Raw genomic sequence first — 23,386 nt, forward strand, 5'->3', positions numbered from 1 at the left:
GGCGAGGATGTCGGTGAGCAGGTTCATGGTGGCGCTTCTCCTAGCGGTGTTGCATGTGTGGGACCAACTCCCCGGCCACGTATGGGACATGGGCCGGGTTCGCAATTACGGTCTGCAGCCCGTTGCTTGCGCTCCGTAAGCATCGTTGGTCACCGACGCCTCATGCAATTCCTGGCGGCACGATCACCTGTTCCAGGGAACAACTGCTCCCCTGTTCGTATTTGCGACACCTCGCGATGCTCCGTCGTGCCGTGCGGAGTCACTCACGGCGCCGTCCCCGCGATGCCGCGCACCACACCCAGCTCCACCAGGTCCTGCGGCCTGAGATGGAGCTGATCTGCTGTCGCGTCCGTCTCGTCCGGGTCGCGCTTGAGGATCGCGGCGGCGAGTTCGGGTGCGATCACGGAGAAGTAGCTGTCCGGCGTCGCCCACGTGTTCTCCGGCGCGGCCAGGGCGAGCGCGCCGCCCGAGCCGCCCTCGCCCACGACCAGCGTGGTGACCGGGACCGGCGCCGCGGCGAGCGCCGTGAACAGGTCCGCGATGGCGGCGCCCGCCCCGGACCGCTCCGCCTGGGCGTCGTTGGCCGCGCCCGGCGTGTCCACCAGTGTCAGCACCGGCACGCCGAGCCGGCCGGCGAGCCGCACCAGGCGCGCCGCCGTCCGGTAACCGGCCGGGCGCGTCGCCGTGCCGAGCTGCGCGGCGTACGCGACCGTCCTGCCGTCCCGGGCGCTCTCCCCGAAACCGCACAGCACACCGTCGTCGGTACCGCCGCAGCGGTCACCGCTGACGGTGACCCGGGACGCGAAGTAGGCGTCCAAGTAGGCGTCGGCGCGCGGCCGTTCGGGCGCACGTGCGTGGCGTACCGCGTCGCGGCCCGTGGCGGGCAGGTCGCCGCGGCCGAGCGCGTACGGGACCGGGGCGGGGGCTTCGGACGGGCGGGTGAGCAGGCGCAGCCATCCGGCGAGGGTCACCGCCAGATCGTCCGGGCGCACCACCGCGTCGACCGCGCCGGCCGCGAACTGGCCACGCGCCGAGTACGCCGCAGGGTCCGCGTCCGCCGGCCTGACCCGCGAGCCCGCGAAGCCCACCTGTGCCGAGTCGAGCGCCAGGATCACGTCGGCGCCCGCGCCGAGCGTCGCCCAGCCGCCGCCGGTCGTCGGGTCGCGCAGGACCGCCACCTGCGCAAGGCCGGCTTCCCGCGTGAGCACCGACTGCCTTGCCACGCGCTGGAGTTGGGCCAGTGCCCGCATGCCCTCCTGCATCCGGCTGCCGCCCGTCGCGACCAGCGGCACGACGGGGAGCCGGTGCGCGCGGGCGAAGGTGTACGCCGCCTCTATCCGGTCGCCGGTGCGCTCGCCGAGTGAGCCGCCGAGGAAGCCGAACTCGAAGGAGACCAGTACGGCCCGGGTCCCGCCGACCGATGCCGTCCCGCACACCACGGACTCGGCCTCGCCGGTGCGGGCGGTGGCGCGAGCCCGCGCCGCGTCGTAGCCCTCCCAGGAGAGCGGCCCGTCGGGCGCGTACGTGCCGTCGGGGGCGGGCAGTTCGGTGAAGGTGCCGGGGTCGGTGACGGCGGCGAGCACCTCGCGGGCGGAGAGCCGCACGGTGTCACCCACGGGGGAGCGCCCGCTTCATGATCTTGCCCATGTCGTTGCGGGGCAGCGACTCCAGGTAGCGCACGACGCGCGGGCGCTTGTGCGGGGCGAGGCGGTCGGCGACATGGGAGGCCAGCTCGTCGGCGGCCGGGGGCTGTTCGGCGTCGGCCGGGACGATCCAGGCCACGATGCGCTCGCCGAGGTCGTCGTCGGGCTCGCCGGTGACGGCGGCCTCGCTCACCCCGGGGTGCTCCAGGAGCGCGTTCTCGATCTCGCCCGCGCCGATCTTGTAGCCGCCGCTCTTGATGAGGTCGGTGGCCTTGCGGCCCACGATGCGGACATAGCCGTCCGGGTCGCGGACCGCCATGTCGCCGGTGCGGAACCAGCCGCCCTCGGCGAACGCGCCGGCCGTCGCGTCGGGCCGGTTGAGGTACTCGGTGAAGAGGTTGGGGCCCCTGACCTGGATCTCGCCGACCGCCTCCGGGTCGCCGGCCGGGATCTCCGTGACGCCGTCGTCCTCCACGAGCCGCACCGAGACGCCCGGCAGCGGCACGCCGACCGTGCCCGCCCGCGCCTCGCCGTCCGCGCGCACGCTCGTGTTCATCAGGGTCTCCGTCATCCCGTACCGCTCGATGACGCGGCGGCCCGTCGCGGCGGCGATCCGCTCGTGGTCGTGCACGGGCAGCGCCGCGGAACCGGACACCAGGAGCCGCGCCCCCGACAGGGCCTTCACCAGCTCCGGCTCGGCGGGCAGAGCCTCGGCGATGCGGTGGTACATCGTCGGCACCCCGAACAGCATGGTCGCCCCGCTGCCGAGCTCGCGTGCCACCCCCTCCGTGCTGAACCGGCCCAGGTGGCGCACGGATCCGCCGCGGCGCAGCGGGCCGAGGATCCCCAGGATCAGGCCGTGCACGTGGAACAGCGGCAGGCCGTGCACCAGGACGTCGTCGCCGGTCCACTCCCAGGCGTCCTGGAGCGCGTCGAGGGTCGAGGTGACCGCGCGGCGCGGCAGGACAGCGCCCTTGGGCGGGCCCGTCGTGCCGGAGGTGTAGACGACGAACGCGGGCGCCGAAGCCTCCGGCTCGGGCCACTCGCGGGCCGCACCCGACGCCGCCACGTCGATGCCGATGAACGTCAAGTCACCGAGTGAGTCCGGGAGTTCGGTGCCCGGTGCGGCGAGCACGACGTCCGGGGCGCTGTCGGACACGATGTGCGCCAGTTCGCCGCCGCCGGACTTCGGGTTGAGCGGCACGGCGGGCACGCCCGCGAGCAGCGCCGCGACGACGCCGACGGCGGTCTCCAGGGTGGGCGTCGCCCACACGGCGGCCCGGCTCGCGCCGTCGAGGCGTGCGGCGAGTGCTCCGGCCGCCGAGGCCAGCTCCCCGTAGGTGAGGGAGCGGTCGCCGAAGCGCAGGGCGGGGCGGTCGGGGTCGTGGGCCAGGGCGGGGAAGAGCAAGGACACGGGTGGCGCTCCTAGCGGCTTGACGGTGACGACGTAGACGGCAGTGGCCAAGTGGCTGAACCAATGTGGGGGTGGCGTCACCCCTACGTCAAGGATGCGCCGGAAGATTGGTTCAGCCACTGGGCCATTTGTCGGGCTCGCTGTTACGCTGCGGAACCCCAGGGAGGAAGGCCCCATGACCGACGCACTGCGGCCGATGACGGCCAGGCCGCGCCTGTACGAGCAGGTCCTCGACCGGCTGCGCGCCTACGTCGCCGAGGGCGGCCTGCACGCCGGTGACCGCCTCCCGCCCGAGCGCGACCTGGCCGCCCGCCTCGGCGTGAGCCGCGCCTCCGTGAAGCAGGCCATCACCGTCCTGGAGGTCCAGGGCCTGGTGGAGGCCCGGCACGGCGGCGGCACGTACCTCATGCGCGACAGCCTCGACGCGGAGCCCGTCGAGCGCATGGTGGAGCGCAGACGCCGGCTGCCCGACGTCCTGGAGGCGCGCGAGGCCCTGGAGACGAAGCTCGCCGAGCTGGCCGCCGAACGCCGTACCGACGAGGACCTCGCCGCACTGCACACGGCGCTCGACCGCATGGCGGCCGACATCGAGCAGGGCGGCCACGGCGTCGAGGGCGACCGGCTCTTCCACGCGGCCGTCACCGCGGCCGCCCACAGCGCTCTCCTCGCCGAGTTCATGCGGTCCATCGCCGACCAGGTCACCGAGTCCCGCACCGAGTCCCTGCGCCAGCCGCGCCGCCCCGCGCGCTCCCTCGCCCAGCACCGGGCGATCCTCGAAGCGATCGAGACGGGCCACCCGGCGCAGGCCGCGGCGGCGATGCGCCGCCACGTGAGGACCGTGGCGAAGGTACGGCTCCTGGACTGGGACCCGGACGAGAGCGAGAGCGAGTAACCGGTCCCCGCAAGGGGGTTGTTGCCCTGTCGGCGTCAGCCGGTGAGTGTCCAGCGCTGGAGCAGTCCGTAGGTGAACTCCGCCTTGACCTCTCGGGGCGTCCCCTCCGTGTCCGGCGCCGTGAAGGCGAGACCCCAGCGCGTGGGCGCCGAGCCCTCCAGCGGGCGGGCCGGTGCGAACGCCTCGGACACCTCGTCCACGGTGCAGGACCAGGGGACGAGGTCGTCGAGGGTGCGGAGCGTGGGGGCGGGCGCGCCGGGGGCCCGGACCAGCCACTCGTTCCACACCGCGCCGTTCGGGCCGGCCAGCGCCTCGAAGAGCAGACCGGGCCAGAGCGGCACCCGCCATTGCAGGGCCTCGCAGGTCAGGTCCCCGATGTGCCGGGTGACCGTGTGCTCGGGGGCGCCGAGGAGCGAGCGGTACAGGGACCGTGTGGCGAGCGGTCCTCGCACATGTCGCCTGGCCTGGTAGCGGCGGTTCGCCTCCCGCATCTGCGCCACCGACGCGCCGAGCTCCCGGCGGGCGTCCTCCACCAGGTCCGGGTTGTGGTCCGCCATGCGGCGCAGCAGGACCAGCTGGAAGTCGGTGACCGTGAAGGGCTCGCCGGTGGGGGCGGGCGTGCGTCGCGCTGACATACGGTCCATGGTCGCGCACGGCGGCCGCGCCGTCAGGGCGACATCCGATCGAGCAGCCGCTCGTGCTCGTCCTCCGGGACCTGCTCGCCCGACGAGGGCAGGAGCTGGGGGATGCCGTCGACGATCGGGTAGCGGCGCCGCAGCCGGGGGTTGTAGAGGGCCTCGCCCGACAGGAGGGCGTCGTCCCCGGGCGGGAGGAGGTGCAGCGGGCCCTTGTCCAGCGGGCAGGCCAGGATCCTCAGCAGCGGGTCATCGGGCTTCACGGTCGGCCAACTCCTTGGCAGGTGAGGGTGGTTGGGGCGGCTGGTCGTCGTGCTTCGGCATGAGGAGGAGTACGGAGACGGCTAGGAGCGTGCCGGTCAGGCGCAGCGCGAGCGCCACCGGCTCGCGCGGCAGAGACTCGCCGAACGCGAGCGTGCCGAGCACGGCCGTGAACAGGCACGTCACCGTCGAGCACACCGGCACTATCAGTGAGGCACGGCACCGCTGGAGCGCCGCCTGCGACATGACGAGCCCGAACCCGCCCGTGCACAGCAGGAGATAAGGGTAGGGCGAGGTCAGCAGGTGCAGCGCGGCGGCGCCGAGCCGGTCCGTGGTCAGGTATCCGGCCACCCCCTTGATGGCCAGCGAACTCACGCCGTAGAGCAGGCCCACCGCGACCCCGTACTCGACGCCGGTCGTCGGGAGGCGGTGCCGGCGGCGCGTCCTGCGCTCGGCGAGGCCGTACAGGAGCAGCCCCGCCGCGAGCGTCGGCACGCACACCCCGAGGATCAGCGCGGCGGGAGCGCCCTTGCTGACCGTGTCGCTGCCTTGGCGCAGGGACAGTACGACCATGAGGAGCGCGGCGAGGATCGCCCCGATCGCGTACCGCTCCCGCCCTGTCGTCCGCTCGCCGAGGAGCGTCGAGGACAGGAGCAGCAGGAGGACGAGGCCGGAGACGAAGATGGCCTGCGCGGCGGCGATGGGAAGAGTTCTGTAGACGGCGAGCTGTGCGCCGAACCCGGCGGCCAGGGCCAGGGAGCCGCCCAGCCAGAGGGGGCTGCCGGCGACGAGGCGCACCAGGTGGGCCGGGCGGCGCACGCTGATCTGCGGCAGCGCGGCGAGCGCCCGCTTCTCCAGGACGAACCCGGTGCTGTAGAGGACGTTCGCGAGGAGCGCCGCGCCGACCCCCCACCACATCGCGGGCATCGCGCTCACGTCTTCCTGGCGTGCAGCAGGAGGATCGAGGAGAGGGACGGCGCCGCGCAGGCGAGCCGGTCCAGGGGGCGCAGCGGGCGCGGCACGCCGTGGAAGGGCGCGCCCGTGACCCGTACGACGTCGAAGCCCGCCGCCGTCACGAACGACCGCAGCGCGCGGGCCGTGTACAGCCGCAGATGGCCCACGACCTCGCTGCCCGGACGGCCGTGCACCGCGCGCAGGCTGACCTCGGAGAAGACGGGCTGCACACCGGCGAGCAGCAGCGCCCGGTTGTACCAGGCGGCGAGGTTCGGCGTGGACAGCATGAGATGGCCGCCCGTGCGCAGGATCCGGCGGATCTCGTCCAGCGCGGCATCGGGGTCGACGAGGTGCTCGATCACCTCGCTGAACAGGACGGCGTCGGCGGATCCCGCCGCGAACGGCAGCCCGCTCGCGGTGAGTTCACCCCGCACGACGTCCGGGATGCGGGTTCTGGCCCGCTTGAGGGCGTCCTGCGACCAGTCGACGCCGACGATGCGGTGGCCCGCGAGGAGCGGCGCCGCGGTGGCCGCGGCCTGCCCGTCGCCGCAGCCGATGTCGACGACCGTGGCGGGGAGGGGCGCGGGCCTGCCGAGGGCGGCGGCGAGCGCGCGGGCCTGGCGGTGGGAGCGCTGTACGCCGGAGGCGACCGGGGTCGCCGGGTCCTCGTAGAAATCCCGCAGACCCGGCGGGGCGGACGTGGTGGTCATGGCGTCGCCTCCTGCGTCGCGTGCAGGTAGTGCTCGAACAGGTCCCGCAGCCGGTCGCCGTCGCCCGGTCCGAGCAGCGTGCGCGACCAGCGCAGGGCGAGGTGCAGCCGGCCCGCCGTGGACGCGGTCGTCACGGTCAGGCCGCGCGGCATGCGCGCGGGGGCCGAGAACCAGACGGCGTGGGCGCGGCCCGCGTCGCCGAAGTCGAGCGGGTAGGGGACGCGGCCGATGTTGCTGAGCAGCGTGGTCGACGTCCAGGGAGCGGCGGCCCTGCGCAGCCCGCGCGTGACCGCGGCGCGCCAGGCGACCGGGGCGAGCGGAGCGGTGAGGAGGGCGGCGCCGTGGCCGAGCTGGGGCCGGTCGAGGGCCTTGAGCGCGCGGGTGCGGACCGAGGTGCGGTGCAGCAGGAGCGGGATGCCCGTAGGCGCCAATTCCTGTGGTTCGAAGGTGACTTCGACGAGCCGGGTGCCGTTGCCGATGGGCATGTCCGCGCCCCGGGGCCGGTCGTCCACCGGCATCGTGATGCGCAGGGGGCGCGGGCGCGCGCCGTGCTCCCTGTTCCAGTGGTTGATCATCAGGGCGGTGGCGGCCATGAGCTGGTCGTTGACGGTGTACGGAGCGTCGGCGGGCCTTTTCGGCACGGGCAGGTCCGCGACGAGGAGTCCGTTTCCGGGTGAGAGTTCGGGCGGGAGGGCGGGCGAAGGATCGGGGGTGCCGGGGGCGACGCGGGCGGGCGGGGTCCACGGCGAGGGCCCGCGCAGGGTGGGCCCCGGCGCCCCGGGCGGCGCCCTGTGTGGCGGAGGCGCGCCGGGGCCGTTGTCGTGGCCCCCGTAGATCTCGGCCGCCGTCGCGAGTACGCGCAGACAGGCCGGGCCGTCCAGAGCGGTGTGGTTGATGGTGAGGAAGAGGACCGCGGGACCCGCTTCCCGCTCCCGCACCACCTCCAGACGGATCGGTGGCGACGCGGTCAGCGGCGGGGCGTGCGTCAGCGCCCGCGTCCTCGCGTCCTTGAGCGCGTCCGGCCCCGGCGGCGGGAAGGCGACCACGTCCACATCGGGGCCACGGGTCAGCTCCCACTCGTAGCGCCGCCGGTACCAGGGGCCCGCCGCCTCCCGCATCAGGATGCGCGGATGGCGGCTCAGCGCCTCGGCGAACGCGGCCTTCAGGCGGGCGGGGTCCGGTGCGCCCGGCAGGTGGACCTCGATGTGGACGGTCTCCGGCTCCTCGTCCTGGAGACAGTGCCGGGAGACCTCGTCGACCACGGGAAACGGGACGCGCCGCGGCGCGGGCGGGGCCGGAACGCTCATGCTTCGCCTTCCTGCGACGGGCCGGCCGCGGTGTCCGGCGGTCTGCGGGTGGTCGCCAGTGCCGCGAACAGGGCGGCCAGTGCGAGGAGTTGGGCCACGGGGCCGAACGCGCCCGCGGACGAGCGGGACGGCTCACCGGCCCCCACCGCGGCGGCCACCCCGGCACCCGCCATCGCCAGGAAGGCGATGGGGACGAGGAGCGTGTGCCGCCGCCATGCCACGAGCGCGAGCGCCGGGACGAGCAGCGCGAGCGGGCCCGCGATCGCCAGGCCGACGAGTGTGAGCGCCACCGTGCCGAGGAGCAGTCCGGGCGGCGGGGCGGGCGGCGTCACGTCTGTAGTCGTGGCGCGCCGCCGGAACAGGGTGATCCCGGCCAGCGCGAGCACGCCCACGGCCCCGCCGAACAGCCCCGCCTCGTACGTCTGCGCGGGCTCGTAACTCAGCTTCACGGTGCCGCCCGCGCCCTGCGGGACGAGGAAGCCCTGTTGCCAGCCGTCCAGACGCAACGGCGTCAGTTCCTTGCCGTCGAGGGTCGCCGTCCAGCCGTCGTTCACGTTCTCGTACGTCGTCAGATAGGTGGCGGGGCCGGAGCCGACGGTCGCTTCCTTGCGGTTGCCCTGCCAGTCACGGATGCGCAGGTCGCGGCCGGCCGGTGGGGTGGTGGACGGTGCGTCGGTGCGGGTGAGGGTGGTGTCGGTGAGCCGCAGGGGGCTCTTGTCCTGTGGTGCCTCCAGGGTGTGGGTGCCGGCGGGGAGGTCGAGCTCGCGTGCGGCGCCGCACAGCGTCACGTCGATCGGGCGGCGTTCCACCAGGTCCCTGACCGTCCCCTTCGCGCGCGTCGCGTACCGCGTCCCGTCGACGGTGACCTCGGGGCCCTTGCCGCAGGGCAGCGCGAACGTGCGGGTGGGGGACGGCCGCGGGGTGCGGTACTGGTCGAGCGCCGGGAGGTACGCCTCCGTCAGCCCCACCGGCAGTTGCAGATCGGCGTCCGCCACGGGGTTGTGGACGGTGAGGGGCGCCGTCGCGGTGACGGTGATGTCCAGGCGGTCCGTGGTGATCGGGTCGAAGCGGGCCACGCCGTTCTCGTCGACGCCCGCCACCGCGGCCCCGTCCGGCGAACTGATCCCGATCTTCTCGGGCCGGGTGGACAGGCCGCCCGCGGCGGCGAGTACGACCTCTCCCACCGGCTGCTTGTCCGGCCAGCGCAGATGGATGGTGGGCCTCTCGCCCGCGATCCACGCCGTGGTCAGGTCGCCGTCTGTGAGGTTGCGTGCCGACAGGTCGCCGCCGAGTGCGGACGTGGAGTCCGCGGTGGCCGTGATGCGGCGGCGCTGGTCGGGCGCCACGTCGTAGAGGAGCTTGTCGAGCGCGTCGCCCGGCGCGGGCCGCGCGCTCGCCCTGAGGGTGTACGTGCCGCCTTCGGCGGTCGTGAACCGGCGACCGAGGTTAGGCTCCTCCGTCGTCGCGTGGAAGCTGAACTGCTGCGCGTCCGTGGAGTCCTGGGGCAGCCGAAGGAGCCGGGTCACCCGGACTCCGGGGATGTCGACGTCCGAGAAGCCCGCGCCCGCGAGACCCGTGTGCCTGGCCTGCGCGTCCAGGATCGTGATCCGCATCCAACTGCTTTTTCCCGCAGGCGCCTTGACGGTCTGACGCCTGCCGTTGGCCTGAAGGGCCGAGGTGGCCGAGCCGGTCTCCGTCTGTACGCGGATCCGGGTCGGCGCGGCCCGTACCCCCTCCTGCGGCAGGGGAGTCACCTGAAGTGTGCCGGGCACGGGTGTCTTCGCGGAGAACGCGATCCGCAGCCACTGGCCGTCGGGCGTGCCCGGGGTGCCCTCCGCCCACGCCGTGTCCGGGTCGCCGTCGAACGCGTTCACCGGGTCGTACTGCGGCAGGTGGAACAGCCAGTTCCCGCTCGACGACGCCGTGACCCGCGCGGCGCCGCGCAGCACGGCGGTCGTCTGATGGCGTACCCCCTCACTCGGCAGGATCTGGCGCGGCTTCGCTCCCGGGTCCTGCGTGCTGTCAGGGGAGTTCCGCTCGGTCGGCGTGTACGTGTAAGAGGTGTTGGAGTCAACAAGACCGAACCGGGTGTCCGCGCGGCGCAGGCCGTCACCGGCCGTGCGCAGCGCGGGCGTACCGATACCGGGGTGGTTGTCGCCGGTCAGGACGGTGGGCCGGCCGCGCATCGCCGGGTCCGCGGACAGCGGCAGGAGCGCCTCGGGGCCGCCGCTGACCTCCGCGGTGCCGGAGACCGGCAGCAGGGCGGCCTGGCCGGGGCGCCGCGCGGAGCCGGGCGCGTAGATCTCCACGGCGCGTTGGCGCGGATAGAGCCCTTCGACCTGGAGCGGGGTGCCCTCGGCGATGCGCCCGCCGGTCGTGACGGGCCCGAAACCGGTGACGCGCCGGTACCCGGACTCCTCCAGGGTGCGCTTGACGGTCGCAGTCGGTACGTAGCCCAGCTGGTCGGGATCGAGGTCGTTGCGTACGACGACATAGTGCAGGCCCGCCCGGCTCAAGTAGTCCTGGAGGCCGGGGACTTCACCGCCGGTGGTCAGGGCCTGCTCGACGGCGTCGAGGGCGCGGCGGTTGCCGGGTGTGCCGAACGAGACGTAGTCGCGCTGTGCCCAGCGCGAGTCGGCGAGGACGTCGAGGGGCTGGTCGATGGGGGAGCCCCAGGTGTAGATGCCGTGTGCGGTGGCGGGCACGACGAGGGCGCGGGAGTCGGACGAGTGCTTCTTCAGCCAATGGGCGGTCGTGTCCCAGTACGCGGGCAGGGACCGGAACGAACCGGGTTGCAGGATCGAGCCGTTGAGGTACGGCCAGGCGAGTCCCGGCAGGATCAGCAGCGCCGCCAGGAGGGGTGCGTACCGGCGGTGGCGCAGGGGGCGGGCGCCGCGCGGATCGGCCGCGACCGCCGTCACGTGCATCAGCCCGAAGGCCAGGGCGAGCCCGAGGCCGGTCTGGAACTTGTAGATGTTGCGGAACGGGACCAGGCCGCCGTTCAGCCAGGACTGCACCGTGGAGTGGAAGGGTGCGCCGAGCGCGCCGCCGTAGCCCGCGAGCGTGATCAGCGCGACCGTGAGGACCGTCAGGACGAGCCAGCGGCGTTCCGGCAGATCGCGGCGGGCGAGCCCCGCGAGCCCGCAGGCCGCCGCGAGCGCCGAGCCGACGACGGTCACGGCCGCCGTCGCGACCGTCCAGCCGGCCGGCAGCCAGGCCTCGCCGAAGTGCAGATACGCCACCCAGTTCCCGGCGCCGCGCAGGGATTCGGCGGCCGACATGGTGCCCGTCGTGGTCTGTGAAGTCTCCACGTACGGAAGGAAGTTCTCGCCGTAGAAGCCCAGGAGGAGCAGCGGCAGGATCCACCAGGCCGTCGCGAGGATCACCGACGGGGTCCACCACGCGATCAGCTTGCGGCGGCGCGGGCCCGGCGGGCGGGACAGGAGGTAGAGGCCCACCGGGAGGAGGGAGGCGAGGGTGGCCGCCGCGTTCACCCCGCCCATGAAGGGGATGAGGAGCGCCGAGCGCGTCGCCGCGACGCGCGCGCTCGTGCGGTCGTTCGTGAGCGGCAGCAGCACCCACGGCAGGAACGCGCCCGGCAGGGCGGCCGCGGACGTCGAGCCGACGACGATCGTGAACGCCGGCCACAGCGCGTACGCCACCGCGCCGAGCAGCCGGGTTCGCGGGCTGCCGATGTTCAGGCGTTCCGCGAGGCGCAGGGCGCCCCAGAACGCCACGGTCACGATGATCGACAGCCACAGCCGCTCGGCCAGCCACACCGGCAGGTGCGTCAGCCGCGCGAGCCCGTAGTAGGGCAGCATCGGGAACGAGTAGCCCACGTACTGGTCGAAGATCCCGCCGAAGCCAGCCCGGTCGTGCCACAGGTCGCCCAGGTCCGTGAGGAACTTCCACGGGTCGAGCGCGACGCCCAGCTTCGTGTCGAACGTCATGCGTCCGGGCGACACCGCCACGAACAGCACGAACAGCGTGGCCCAGAAGGCCAGCAGCCAGCGCCGCGAGCGCGGCCCCGGCCCGTGTCCTGGCCGGGCGGGGGCGGGGCGGGCCGCCGCCGGGGGCGGTGCCTGGACCGTGCTCGTCATGGAGAACACCGCCGGAGGATGAGGAGGAGGTTCCAGGTGGCGAACTCGCGCACCCCCGGCACCTTCGCGACGGTCGCCGCGAGGAACGGCCAGTAGCGGGAGCGCGCGGAGACGACGGTGATGTCGTCACGGGCCCTGACCTGGCGCAGCGTCGGGCCGATGTGATGCGCGAAGAGGTTCTCGCCGAGCGTGTGCTTGGGCGGCCTGCCCGTGCGCCGCTGGTAGCGGGCGCGGGCCCGGTCGGCGCCCAGGTAGTGCCAGGGCGCCCACTCGTGACCGCCCCATGGGGAGAGCCAGTTGGTGAACGAGAGATAGACGATCCCGCCGGGCCGCGTCACCCGGACCAGCTCGCTGAGAAATGTCTGCGGGTCATCGACGTGTTCCAGGACGTTCGAGGAGAACGTGACGTCGGCCGCGCCCTCCGCGAGCGGCAGCAGATAGCCGTCCGCGACGACCGCGGGAGCGGAGGGCCGCTCGCCCAACTCACTTGCGTCGGGCTCGAAGAGGAAGCCGTGCGCGCCGCGCCGCCGGAACTCCCGCGTGAAGTAGCCGGACCCGCCGCCCACATCGACGACGACTCTTCCGCGTAGGTCGCCGCAGACCGCCTCGACCTGGTCGGCGGCGTCGCGGGCCAGCAGCGAGTAGCAGGCCTCGGGGTCCTGCTGTTCGCGCAGGAACGCGCGGAACAGGGCGAGTGAGCGGCGCAGCGACGGGTCGGGCGGGGACGTCCATGTCGGGTGCGTCATGGCGCGGGGCTCCGCACCGCCTCGGCGGCCACGGCTCTGAACTGGCGCACCGTGTGCGCCCAGCGGAAGGTCGCGGCGCGTTCCTCGGCGGCCTTGCCCATCAGCCTCCGTCGCTGCCCGGACAGGGCCAGCGCGCACCAGGCCGCCGCGAACGACGACTCGCCGCGCGCGAGGAGACCCGTGACGCCGTCCTCCACAGAGTCGCGCAGGCCCGGCACGTCGAAGCCGATCGCCGGGGTCCCGCGCGCGGCCGCCTCCGTCACGACCAGTCCCCACCCCTCCACGGCGGAGGGGTGCAGCAGCAGCCACGCCTCGCACAGCAGCCGGTTCTTCTCGGCCTCCGAGACATGCCCTCTGAACTCGACACCCTCGCCCGCGAGTTGTTCCAGCCGCTCCCGCTCGGGCCCGTCGCCGATGATCAGGAGCCGGCCGCCGGTGACCGGCCGCACCCGCTCCCACAGCCGCAGCAGCAGATCGATCCGCTTGTACTCGACGAGCCGGCCCATGGCGAGGAAGAGCGGCTCGCGGGAGCGGTCCGCGCGCGGGCCCGGCTCCTCCACACCGTTGTGGACGACGCGGATGCGCTCCCGCTCGACGCCGATCGCCCGCAGCGCGGTCGCCGTCGACGGGGAGACCGCCACTATCAGGCCGCGGCGCTCGGCGCCGGACAGCGCCCAGTGCTCCAGCTTCCGCCCGAGCCGCGCGGCCGGCGCCAGCGGCCCGCCGAAGCGCATGCGCCACAGGTCGGTGTGGACGTGGTTGACCAGGCGCAGCGTCGGACCGCGGTGCCACAGCGGCGCCAGGTAGGGCATGCCGTTGCACACCTCCACGAGCAGGTCGCAGTCGCCGACCTGGCGGGCGAACGCGGAGCGTGCCCGCAGGTAGTGGCCGAGGTCGCCGCCCGCCGACACGACGCGGTAGTCGCGGAACGCGGCGGGCCCGCCGCACAGGAGCGTCACCTCGTGGCCCAGCAGGGTCAGCCCGTCGGCCAGTCGGTCGACGAGGAGTTCGGAGCCGCCCGCGGCCGGATTGCCGAGGTCGCGGCGGGCGAGGAAGGCGATCCGGCGCGGCGGTGGGGGAAGCGCCGGGTGGGGACGCGCCTCGCCCGGGTGGGGCGTGCGCAGGGGGGTGGGCACGTGCTGGGGCATGGGTGCTCCAACTCGTCTCGGGGTGCGGAACGGTGTGGGGGGACGTGCGCGGGGCTTTGTGCGCGTGGCCTTGTACGCGTGGCCTTGTGCACGGGGCCTTACGGGGCTGGCTCAGGCTGCGGAACGGGGTGCCGGGGAGGGCGGTCACGGAGGAGCTGTGCCGGGGCTGTGCGGGGGCCGTGCATGAACTGTGCGGGGGGTGGGGTGGGACAGTTTTCGCCGAGCTGTTCGATGCGGCTACTCACCGAGGTGACAAATTCTCAGCTTTCCGGAGCTGACGTCTCATCACATCGTGGAGGGTTCCAGCACTGTTGGGGACGAATCGGGATTCGACGGCTCCCTCCCGCCCGAACCGCCCCGTCCGCCCCTGCCCCGTACGACGAACACGGCACCCAGTGCCGCGAGCACCAGGCCGGACGCGCCCGCCGCGAGCGGGAGCGTCGTGCCGAGGAGGTGGAGCCGGCCGCTGTCGTCGTCGGCGAGAGCGACCTGCTGCCGCTGCGTGGCCGGGGTGAACGCGATGCGCCCGCTGTCCAGGAGCACCACCGCGTCCTTCGCCGATCCGGGTGCGCGCAGCGTCTTGCGCGGGCCGATCGCCGCGTAGACGATCCGGCCCGTCTTCTTGTCCACGACCAGCTCGATGCCGTGGTTCGCGTACCACTCCTCGGCCAGCACCTGATTCCGCTTCGGCTGTCCCACGATCGTCCCGGGGACCAGACGCGACCCGGTCCTCGTGGCGGGGACCGTGCCGGTGAAGCGGTAGCCCTCGTAGCCCTGGACCTTTTTCGTGCCCCGGTACGAGAGCGTGACCGTCGCGCCGAGCGTGCTGTCCCACCAGCGGTAGGCACGCTTCTGCACGTCGAAGGGGAACTTGAGGTAGGCCTCCCCCTCGAAGGACGGCTGCTCGCCGCAGCAGTGCACGGGCGCGTTGGTCCTGCGGTCGGTGACCCAGCGCTCCACGGTCCACTGGAGCGCGTCGTGCGGGTCCGCCGCGGGCAGCGTCGCGTCGGTGTCGACGGACGTGGACACGTCCCACACCGCCCGGCCGCTCTTCTCGGACGCGGCCACATCGCCGCGCACCTGGCGCGTGACGGTGATCCTCCTGCCCCGCACGGTCTTCACCGCGCCGGTGTCGAAGTAGCTTCCGTTTCCGGTGAAGACGGTCGTCGTGTCGACGTCGACCGGGGTGCGTTCGGCGCGCGGCTCGATGTACCACGCGAGCAGCGGGGCCAGGGCGAGCAGGAACGCGCCGAGACCCAGTGCGAGCAGGGAAAATGGTGAGGCTGTACGACGCATCCGGCACTCCTGGGGTGGGGGAGGGAGGTCTGGTGCGGGCGCAACGCGGCTTTGGGCCGGGAACCGTAGGCGCACCCTTGACGGAGTGTCAATGCATTGCAGAGACTGGGCACTTGCCGGAACGGGGCCCGGCAGGGACTGCGCACAGGGTGGGGATTCGACCTCCGAACGAGAGGCTGACCCTGCGATGAACAGACTGCTCGCCGCCGCCCTGACCGTCGCGGCAGGCGCCGTGCTCGCCCTCGGCGCCTCCCTCGGCGTCGTCGCCCTCCTGAACGCCACTCCGGACCAGCCGAACGTGCCGCTCGTGACGTACGAGACGCCGGACGGGGAGCGCTGAGCGGTGACCCCCGTTCCGTCCGGCGGCCCCGCCGCCCACAGCACCGTGCGGCCCGAGCGCTCGGCCTGGCGCGATGTGCCCCGACTCCAGGTGAAACGGTTCGCCGGGCTCGCCATGGCCGAGGCACCCGCCCTCGCGGAGGACATCCTGCGGGAGATCCGCCGCGAATACCCCCACTTACCCCTCGTGCTCGACGAGTCCGGCGAACCCATGGCACTCGTCGGCATCCGCAGGGCCATCGAGGGCTTCGTGCAGCTCCAGCTCGCCGACGCGGAGGACCGGCCGCGCTCCCATCCGGCCGTCTTCCAGGAGTTCGGCCGCGGCCAGAGCCTGCACGGCCGCAGCCTCGACTCCCTCCAGGCCATGTACCGGCTCGGCGTACGCCTGGCCTGGCGTCGCCTCGCCGAACTCGGCCAGCGGGCCCTCATCCCGCCGCCCGCCATGTACGAACTCGCCGAGTCGGGATTCGAGTACCTCGACGGCCTCGTCGACCAGTCCGTACGCGGCTACGCCGAGGCCGCCGCCCGGCAGGCGGGCGAACGCCTGCGCCTCCAGCGCAAACTCATCGACCTGCTGCTCACCGAACAGGCCGACCACGCCGACCGCACGGGACGGGGCGCCGCCGCCCCGCCCGACCCCGCGCGGGCCCTCGCCGAGCGGGCCGCCCGCATCGGCTGGCCCCTGCCCGGCCGGGTCTGTGTCGGAGTCCTCCTGCGCCCCGCGCGCGAGGCGGTCGCACCCGCCGTCGGACAGGGCGTGCTCCTCGACATGGAGACCGAGCAGCCCCGCATGGTCGTGCCCGACCCCGACGCGGCGGGCCGCCCCGAACTCCTGCGCCGCGCCATGACCGGCTGGTCGGGCGCGATCGGCCCGCCGGTGCCGCTGTCCGACGCGGCGAAGTCCCTGCGCTGGGCCGAGGCCGCGGTCCGGCTCGTGGAGCGCGGGCTGCTCCCGGCGGGAGAGGTGCTCCACTGCACCGAACACACCCAGGCCCTCGTGCTCCTCCAGCCCGAGGAGCTCATCGACGACCTGTCGCGCCGTGCGCTCGCGCCCCTCGGCCACTGCGGCCCCACGCACGCACGCCGCCTCGCCGACACCCTCCTCGCGTGGCTGGAGACACGCGGCGGCGCACCCGAAGTGGCCGCCCGCCTCGGCGTCCACCCGCAGACCGTCCGCTACCGGCTGCGCCAGATCCGCGAGCTGTGGGGCGACGAGATCGACGACCCGGACCGCCGCTTCGAGCTGGAACTGGTGCTGCGGGCACGGCGGTTGAGGGATCTGCACGGGGGGCCGTGACCGGCCTGCCCGCCACGCGTCCGGGGCGTACGAGCCCCGTCGCAAGGCCGCCGCCGGGATCCGCGGCGCCCCCGGGTCCATTGCCCGCCCCATGCCGCTGTGAGTAGCCTATGTTCGCGATACCGACCGGCTGTTGAAATTTCGAACATAGAGAGGGGGCCGGCCGTGGGGCGTCTCGTACCCGCCGTGACCCGGGCTCTCGACATACTCGAGCTGTTCCTGGACGGGGACGGCACCCTGTCCGCCCCGGACATCGTCCGCAAGCTCCAGCTGCCGCGCACCACCGTGCACGAACTGGTCACGACGCTGACCGCCCGCTCCTACCTGGTGCCCGTCCCGGGCGAGCCCGGCCGCTACCGTCTGGGCGTGCGCCCCTACCAGCTCGGCAGCCGGTACGCGGAGCAGCTCGACCTCGCCGCCGAAGGCCAGCAGGTGGCCCGCGAGGTCGCCGAGACCTGCGACGAGACCGTGCACGTGGCGATCCTCGAGGGCACCGACGTCATCTACATCGCGAAGGTCGACAGTACCCACGCCGTGCGGATGGTCTCCGCCGCGGGGCGCCGGCTGCCCGCGCACTGCACCTCCGTCGGCAAGATGCTCCTCGCCTCGCTGCCGCAGCCCGAGCTGGCGGCCCGCGTCCCCGACGACGCCGAGCTGATGGCGATGACGGAGAACAGCATCAACGACCCGGCCGTCCTGCGCGAGGCCCTCGCCGGTATCCGGGAGCGCGGTGTCGCCGTCGAGAGCCGCGAGTCCAATCCGGACGTCAGCTGCGTCGCCGCCCCCGTGCGCGACCGCTCCGGACGGGTCGTCGCGGCTCTCTCGGTGTCGGTGCCGATGATCCGCTGGAGCGAGTCGCGCGAGGACGAGCTGGCGCAGCTCGCCGTGAAGGGCGCCGCCGACCTGTCGGAGCGGCTCGGGTACCGGGGGGCCGGCCGATGAGGCCCGAGGTGGCCGTCCGCGCGGAGGCCACGCTCGGGGAGGGGCCCACCTGGGACGCGGCGGCCGGCCGGCTGATCTGGGTCGACATCCTCGGCAGCCGGGTCCACACGTACGAACCCGCGACCGGCCGCCGCACGGTCATGGCCACCGAGCAGCACGTGGGCGCTGCCAAACCGCGGGCCGGCGGCGCGGGACTCGTCGTCAACCTCCGTGACGGCATCGGCCTGTACGGGCCAGGCGGCAAGGACTTCCGCTGGCTGCACCGGGACCCCGTGCCGGGCCGGCGCGGCAACGACGCCGCCGTCGCCCCCGACGGCTCGCTCTGGGCGGGCAGCATGGCGTACGACGAGACGCCGGGCGGCGGCAACCTCCTGCGGATCGCGCCCGACGGGACCACCACCGAGATCCTTGGCGACGTCACGGTCAGCAACGGCACCGGCTGGAGCCCCGACGGCACGCTCATGTACTACGTCGACACCCCGACACGGCGTATCGATGTCTTTGACGTCGAGGACCAACGGGTCGTCGGGCGGCGGGAGTTCGCGGTCGTCGAGGAGGGTGCGGGTCACCCCGACGGGCTGACCGTCGACGCCGACGGCTGTGTGTGGGTCGCCCTCTGGGACGGCTCGGCGCTGCGCCGCTACACCCCGTCCGGCGCGCTCGACCGCGTCGTGGAGCTGCCGGTGAAGCGCCCCACTGCCTGCGCCTTCGGCGGCGCGGACCTCACCGACCTGTACGTCACGTCGGCGCGCGTCGGCCTCGACGCCCCGTCCCCGTACGCCGGTTCACTGCTCGTCCTGCGCGACATGGGCCGCGGTCTGGCGCAACCCGCGTTCGAGGGCTGAGCCCGGAGCGAGCGTTTCGAAGGTGCGGGACCCCCCACGCGGGTGGGGGTCCCGCACCTTTGTGTTGCGCAACCCATTGACGTCGCTGCGTCCCGAATCTACGGTCCCGTTCGAAGTTACGAGCATCATTCGATATATCGAACAGTAAGGGCAGGGAATGGGACGACCTGGCCTGAACCGCAGGCAACTCCTGGCCGGAATCGGCGGGTTGACGGTGGCGGGCAGCTTCGGATTCGCGGCGCTGGGCACGGGGGCCGACGCGCTCGCCTCCAGCGCGAGCACGCGCGTGCGCTACTGGAACCTCTTCAGCGGCGGCGACGGCTACAACATGATCGCGATGCTGGACGCGTTCCGTAAGGAGCACCCCGGCATCGACGTGAAGGACTCGACCCTCCAGTGGGGCAGCCCCTTCTACACCAAGCTCGCCATGGCCGCGGCGGGCAACCGCGCACCGGACCTCGGCGTGATGCACCTGGGCCGGGTCACCGGGTTCTCGCCCGGCCGTCTCCTGGACCCGTGGGACGTCGGCCTGCTCGCCAAGTACGGCGTGAAGGAAGCCGACTTCAACCCCGCGCTGTGGAAGCGCGCCGTCATCGGCGGCAAGCTCTACGCCCTCCCGCTCGACATCCACGTCCAGCTCTGCTTCTACCGCAAGGACGTCCTGAAGAAGACGGGCCTGATCGGCGACGACGGCAGGCTCGTCCCGGTCACGTCCACCGACGAGTGGTTCGACATGCTGAAGGAGGCCAAGAAGGCCACCAGGAAGGGGCTTCAGACCATCGGCCTGTGGGTCAACGACCAGAACTTCCAGTGGTGGTTCTTCGTCGCCTTCTACACCCAGCTCGGCGGCACCTGGTTCAACGCCGACAACACCGAGGTCACCTTCGACACCGACAAGGCCACCCAGGTCCTGGAGTTCCTGCGTCAGCACGTCGCCGACGGGTACGCCAACCCGGGCATGGGGTCCGTCGGCGCCGAGCAGTTCGTCAACGGCACCCCCTTCACCTGGGAGGGCAACTGGTCCGTGCCGGTCTTCTCCGGCGCGAAGCTGGAGTACGGCGCGACCCCGCTGCCGCCCGTCTTCGGCAAGCAGGCCACCCACGCCGAGTCGCACTCCTTCGTGCTGCCGCACCAGGCCGGCCGCGGTGGCGCCACCAACGAGGGCGCGCACCAACTCGCCGCGTACGTCGTCAAGCACGCCCGGCAGTGGGCGGCCGGCGGCCACATCCCCGCGTACACGCCGACCCTGTCCACGGCCGCGTACAAGAAGCTGAGCCCGCAGAACGAGTACGTCTCCGCGATGGACCACCAGGCGAACGAGCCGAAGGTGTGGTTCGCCGGGTCCACCGGCATCCTCGCCCAGCGCATCGGCCCGATCGTCGTCTCCTCGACTCTGGGCTCCGCCAGGCCTCAGGCCGTCGCCCGCCGCATGAAGGGCGTGCTCGCCCAGCTCCTCGCCATGAAGAACCCCATGGACGGCAAGACCGCAGCGCAAGGAGGTGCGGCCGCATGACGACCAGCGCCGAGACCGTCATCGCACCACCGCGCGCGCAGGCCGCCGCGGCGGGCGCCGCCACCGTCGGCAGGAAGCAGGGCTTCCAGCACGGCGGCTGGTTCGTCGCCCCGTTCCTCGCACTGTTCGCGCTCTTCGTGATCTGGCCGCTGCTGCGTGGCGTCTACCTCAGCCTCACGGACGCCAACATCTCCGGCGACAGCGCGGGCTTCATCGGCCTCGACAACTACCGCGAGGCCCTCCACGACCCGCTGATGTGGGACTCGCTCGGCCACAGCGCCTTCTTCACGCTGCTCGTCGTGCCCTGCATCACGGTCCTCGCCTTCCTGCTCGCGATGCTGGCCCACCACATAGAGCGCGGCACATGGCTGTGGCGGCTGTGCTTCTTCCTGCCGTTCCTGCTGCCCTCCACCGTCGCGGGCAACCTGTGGCAGTGGCTGTTCAACCCCGGTACGGGCATGGTCAACCACGTCTTCGGCATCGACACCCCCTGGCTGACCGACAAGTCGTACGCGATGCTCGCCGTCGTCATCACGACCCTGTGGTGGACGGTCGGCTTCAGCTTCCTGCTCTACCTCGCCGCGCTCCAGGGCATCCCCGCGCACCTCTACGAGGCCGCGAAGCTGGACGGCGCCAACGCCTGGCACCGCATGCTCCACATCACCCTGCCGATGCTGCGCAATATCACGGGCCTCGTCATCGCCCTCCAGATCCTCGCCTCACTCCAGGTCTTCGACCAGGCAGTCGTGATGCAGGACTTCGGGCCGGGTCCGGAGGAATCGACGCGCACCTTCGTGCAGTTCACCCTCGAACAGGGCTTCACCAGCTACCGCGTGGGCTACGCCTCCGCCATCTCCATCATCTTCTTCGTGATCATCGCGGCCGTCGCCCTCGCGCGGATGTGGCTGCTGCGCAACCGTGAGGAGGGCGCGCGATGACCACCGACGCCGCGCAGATACGCATCAAGTCCCGTACGCGCAAAGCCTGGACGCCCAGCCAGATCGTGCTCACCCTCCTCGGCGTCGCCGTCTCCGCCGTCTTCCTGGCGCCGCTCGCCTGGGCCCTGTTCACCTCGCTGAAGTCGGAGACCGAGGCCGTCGAGGTGCCGCCGCACTGGCTGCCGAAGGAGTGGACCGGCCAGGCGTGGAAGGCGCTCTTCGAGACCGGCAACATCACCGACTGGTTCGTCAACTCTCTTGTGGTGTCGGTCTGTGTGACCGCGATCGTGCTGACGGTGAGCGCCCTCGCCGGCTACGGATTCGCCCGCACCGAGTTCCGCGGCAAGAACGTCTTGATGGGCGTCGTCATGGCCGGGCTCATGGTCTCCCCGGCGGTCCTCGGCGTGCCCCTGTTCACCACCGTCCAGGAGATGGGGATGGTCGACACGTACTGGGGCATGATCCTGCCGCAGTGCGCGCCGGCCGCGATGGTCTACATCCTCTACAAGTTCTTCCAGGGCATCCCCAAGGAGCTGGAGGAGGCCGCGTTCATCGACGGCGCCGGACGCTGGCGGGTCTTCTTCACCATCGTCGTGCCGCTCGCCCGGCCCTCGCTCGCGGCGGTGGGCATCTTCACCTTCATCGCGTCGTGGAACAACTTCCTGTGGCCGTACATGGTCACCAACAACCCCGACCTGATGACCATGCCGAACGGCATCGCGACCGTCATGAACTCGTACGGCATCCAGTGGGCCCAGCTGATGGCCGGCGGCCTCATGGCGGGCCTGCCCCTGATCGTCGTCTTCGTCTTCTTCCAGCGCCAGATCGTCAGCGGCGTGGCCCACACGGGCCTGGCCGGCCAGTAAGGGAAGGAACCCATGCACACCGCACGCTTCACCCTCGACCCCGCCTTCACCGTCGGTGAGGTGGACCCGCGCCTGTTCGGGTCCTTCGTCGAGCACCTCGGCCGCTGCGTCTACACCGGGATCCACGAGCCCGGCCACCCGGCCGCCGACGAGGCGGGCCTGCGCACCGACGTCCTCGCACTCGTCCGCGAGCTCGGCGTCACCACGATCCGCTACCCCGGCGGCAACTTCGTCTCCGGCTACAAGTGGGAGGACTCGGTGGGCCCGGTGGACGAGCGGCCCCGCCGCCTCGACCTCGCCTGGCGCTCCACGGAGACGAACCGCTTCGGCCTGTCCGAGTACATCGCGTTCCTGAAGAAGATCGGCCCCCAGGCCGAACCCATGATGGCCGTGAACCTCGGCACCCGAGGCGTCGCCGAGGCCCTCGAACTCCAGGAGTACGCCAACCACCCCTCCGGCACCGCCCTGTCCGACCTGCGCGCCTCCCACGGCGACAAGGACCCTTTCGGGATCCGCCTGTGGTGCCTGGGCAACGAGATGGACGGGCCCTGGCAGACCGGCCACAAGACCGCACAGGAGTACGGCAGGCTGGCCGCCGAGACCGCGCGCGCCATGCGTCAGATCGACCCCGGGGTCCAGCTCGTCGCGTGCGGCTCGTCGGGGCAGGGCATGGAGACCTTCGCCGAGTGGGAGGCGACCGTCCTCGCGGAGACGTACGACCTCGTCGACCACATCTCGCTGCACGCCTATTACGAGGAGCACGACGGCGACCGCGACTCGTTCCTGGCGTCCGCCGTCGACATGGAGTCGTTCATCGAGAACGTAGTGGCGACCTGCGACCACATCGGTGCCCGCCTCAAGTCGAAGAAGCGGATCAACCTGTCCTTCGACGAGTGGAACGTCTGGTACATGTCCCGGACGAACGCCGAGGTCTCGGCCCTGGACTGGCCCGAGGCGCCCCGGCTCCTGGAGGACGTCTACTCCGTCACCGACGCCGTGGTCTTCGGCTCGCTGCTCATCGCGCTCCTGCGCCACGCGGACCGCGTCACCGTCGCCTGCCTCGCTCAGCTCGTCAACGTCATCGCGCCGATCATGACGGAGCCCGGCGGCCCGGCCTGGCGGCAGACGACGTTCTTCCCGTTCGCCGCCGCGTCGGCGTACGGGCGCGGCCAGGTCCTCGACGTCCGCGTGGACTCGCCCACTTACGACACGAAGCGGCACGGCACCGCCGATCTGCTGCACGCGACGGCGGTGCGCGCCGAGGACGGCACGGTCACGGTCTTCGCGGTCAACCGCAGCCAGGGCGAGTCCCTGCCCCTCGAAGTCGCCCTGAACGGGCTCGACCTGACGTCGGTCGTCGAGCACAGCGTCCTCGCCGACGCCGACCCGGAGGCCCGCAACACGCGAACGGAGCCGGAACGGGTCACCCCGCACCCGGTGACCGGCACGGCCCTGGCGGACGGCACCCTCACGGCCACCCTGGAGCCCCTGTCCTGGAACGTGATCCGACTGGCCTGACGCGCGCACGCGAAAGCGGGCC

The 23,386-nt window shown here is 72.7% G+C and carries 20 protein-coding genes; 9 read left to right on the forward strand and 11 right to left on the reverse strand.

The annotated features are described in order from the left end of the window. Positions 1 to 263: 263 nt before the first annotated feature. Positions 264 to 1,616, reverse strand: coding sequence for a carboxyl transferase domain-containing protein (locus tag AC07EJ_RS03895; RefSeq protein ID WP_389476212.1), 1,353 nt, complete (start codon positions 1,614 to 1,616; stop codon positions 264 to 266). Then, positions 1,609 to 3,057 (reverse strand): acyl-CoA synthetase, encoded by a 1,449-nt coding sequence (locus AC07EJ_RS03900; protein WP_478883922.1) that lies wholly within the window; start codon positions 3,055 to 3,057, stop codon positions 1,609 to 1,611. Before AC07EJ_RS03900 ends, AC07EJ_RS03895 begins: the two co-directional genes overlap by 8 nt. A gap of 175 nt (positions 3,058 to 3,232) precedes the next feature. Here AC07EJ_RS03900 and AC07EJ_RS03905 point away from each other — a divergent pair, with 175 nt between their 5' ends. Then, the gene (locus AC07EJ_RS03905; RefSeq protein ID WP_389476208.1) at positions 3,233 to 3,949 is read left to right on the forward strand and encodes a FadR/GntR family transcriptional regulator; all 717 of its coding nucleotides are present in this window, start codon (positions 3,233 to 3,235) and stop codon (positions 3,947 to 3,949) included. A gap of 35 nt (positions 3,950 to 3,984) precedes the next feature. On the opposite strand, the gene AC07EJ_RS03910 is transcribed toward AC07EJ_RS03905, so the two are convergent. The 9 genes from AC07EJ_RS03910 to pgfA all read right to left on the reverse strand — a co-directional run bounded on the left by AC07EJ_RS03910 (position 3,985) and on the right by pgfA (position 15,106). Next, positions 3,985 to 4,593 carry a hypothetical protein gene (locus AC07EJ_RS03910; RefSeq protein ID WP_393582732.1) on the reverse strand — a complete coding sequence of 203 codons (609 nt, stop codon included), beginning with the start codon at positions 4,591 to 4,593 and terminating at the stop codon, positions 3,985 to 3,987. 23 nt (positions 4,594 to 4,616) lie between these two features. After that, positions 4,617 to 4,847: a Trm112 family protein gene (locus AC07EJ_RS03915; RefSeq protein ID WP_389476204.1), complete on the reverse strand. Its 231-nt coding sequence runs from the start codon at positions 4,845 to 4,847 to the stop codon at positions 4,617 to 4,619. Next, positions 4,834 to 5,763 (reverse strand): DMT family transporter, encoded by a 930-nt coding sequence (locus tag AC07EJ_RS03920; protein WP_389476361.1) that lies wholly within the window; start codon positions 5,761 to 5,763, stop codon positions 4,834 to 4,836. Before AC07EJ_RS03920 ends, AC07EJ_RS03915 begins: the two co-directional genes overlap by 14 nt. Before the next feature lie 14 nt (positions 5,764 to 5,777). Further along, positions 5,778 to 6,509 carry a class I SAM-dependent methyltransferase gene (locus AC07EJ_RS03925; protein ID WP_389476202.1) on the reverse strand — a complete coding sequence of 244 codons (732 nt, stop codon included), beginning with the start codon at positions 6,507 to 6,509 and terminating at the stop codon, positions 5,778 to 5,780. Further along, on the reverse strand, positions 6,506 to 7,816 hold the full coding sequence (locus AC07EJ_RS03930; RefSeq protein WP_393582730.1) for a condensation protein: 1,311 nt from the start codon (positions 7,814 to 7,816) through the stop codon (positions 6,506 to 6,508). Before AC07EJ_RS03930 ends, AC07EJ_RS03925 begins: the two co-directional genes overlap by 4 nt. Then, positions 7,813 to 11,916, reverse strand: coding sequence for a DUF3367 domain-containing protein (locus AC07EJ_RS03935; protein ID WP_478883685.1), 4,104 nt, complete (start codon positions 11,914 to 11,916; stop codon positions 7,813 to 7,815). The genes AC07EJ_RS03930 and AC07EJ_RS03935 overlap by 4 nt, the downstream gene beginning before the upstream one ends. Further along, entirely contained in the window at positions 11,913 to 12,662 is a 750-nt protein-coding gene (locus AC07EJ_RS03940; protein WP_478883686.1) for a class I SAM-dependent methyltransferase, read from the reverse strand. The genes AC07EJ_RS03935 and AC07EJ_RS03940 overlap by 4 nt, the downstream gene beginning before the upstream one ends. Further along, on the reverse strand, positions 12,659 to 13,810 hold the full coding sequence (locus AC07EJ_RS03945; RefSeq protein WP_389476194.1) for a glycosyltransferase family 4 protein: 1,152 nt from the start codon (positions 13,808 to 13,810) through the stop codon (positions 12,659 to 12,661). Before AC07EJ_RS03945 ends, AC07EJ_RS03940 begins: the two co-directional genes overlap by 4 nt. A 285-nt stretch (positions 13,811 to 14,095) precedes the next feature. Further along, positions 14,096 to 15,106, reverse strand: coding sequence for a cell envelope lipid trafficking protein PgfA (pgfA, locus tag AC07EJ_RS03950; protein ID WP_393582726.1), 1,011 nt, complete (start codon positions 15,104 to 15,106; stop codon positions 14,096 to 14,098). Between the two features lie 187 nt (positions 15,107 to 15,293). On the opposite strand from pgfA, the gene AC07EJ_RS03955 reads away from it, so the two are divergent. The 8 genes from AC07EJ_RS03955 (at position 15,294) to arfA (ending at position 23,364) form a co-directional block, all read left to right on the forward strand. Next, complete coding sequence (locus AC07EJ_RS03955) at positions 15,294 to 15,446, forward strand: hypothetical protein (RefSeq protein ID WP_389476190.1); 153 nt, start codon at positions 15,294 to 15,296, stop codon at positions 15,444 to 15,446. A 3-nt stretch (positions 15,447 to 15,449) separates the two neighbouring features. Next, a complete protein-coding gene (locus tag AC07EJ_RS03960; protein WP_389476188.1) occupies positions 15,450 to 16,742 on the forward strand; it encodes a PucR-like N-terminal domain-containing protein in 1,293 nt (430 codons plus the stop codon). A 165-nt stretch (positions 16,743 to 16,907) separates the two neighbouring features. Beyond that, a complete protein-coding gene (locus AC07EJ_RS03965) occupies positions 16,908 to 17,684 on the forward strand; it encodes an IclR family transcriptional regulator (protein WP_389476186.1) in 777 nt (258 codons plus the stop codon). Further along, the gene (locus AC07EJ_RS03970; RefSeq protein ID WP_478883687.1) at positions 17,681 to 18,529 is read left to right on the forward strand and encodes an SMP-30/gluconolactonase/LRE family protein; all 849 of its coding nucleotides are present in this window, start codon (positions 17,681 to 17,683) and stop codon (positions 18,527 to 18,529) included. Before AC07EJ_RS03965 ends, AC07EJ_RS03970 begins: the two co-directional genes overlap by 4 nt. A 157-nt stretch (positions 18,530 to 18,686) precedes the next feature. Continuing rightward, the gene (locus AC07EJ_RS03975) at positions 18,687 to 20,042 is read left to right on the forward strand and encodes an extracellular solute-binding protein (protein ID WP_389476182.1); all 1,356 of its coding nucleotides are present in this window, start codon (positions 18,687 to 18,689) and stop codon (positions 20,040 to 20,042) included. After that, positions 20,039 to 20,980, forward strand: a complete 942-nt coding sequence (locus tag AC07EJ_RS03980) for a carbohydrate ABC transporter permease (protein WP_389476180.1) — start codon at positions 20,039 to 20,041, stop codon at positions 20,978 to 20,980. Before AC07EJ_RS03975 ends, AC07EJ_RS03980 begins: the two co-directional genes overlap by 4 nt. Next, positions 20,977 to 21,846: a carbohydrate ABC transporter permease gene (locus AC07EJ_RS03985; RefSeq protein ID WP_393582720.1), complete on the forward strand. Its 870-nt coding sequence runs from the start codon at positions 20,977 to 20,979 to the stop codon at positions 21,844 to 21,846. The genes AC07EJ_RS03980 and AC07EJ_RS03985 overlap by 4 nt, the downstream gene beginning before the upstream one ends. A gap of 12 nt (positions 21,847 to 21,858) precedes the next feature. After that, entirely contained in the window at positions 21,859 to 23,364 is a 1,506-nt protein-coding gene (gene arfA, locus AC07EJ_RS03990) for an arabinosylfuranosidase ArfA (protein ID WP_393582718.1), read from the forward strand. Positions 23,365 to 23,386: the final 22 nt, after the last annotated feature.

It is taken from the genome of Streptomyces sp. NPDC045026 (assembly GCF_056432625.1).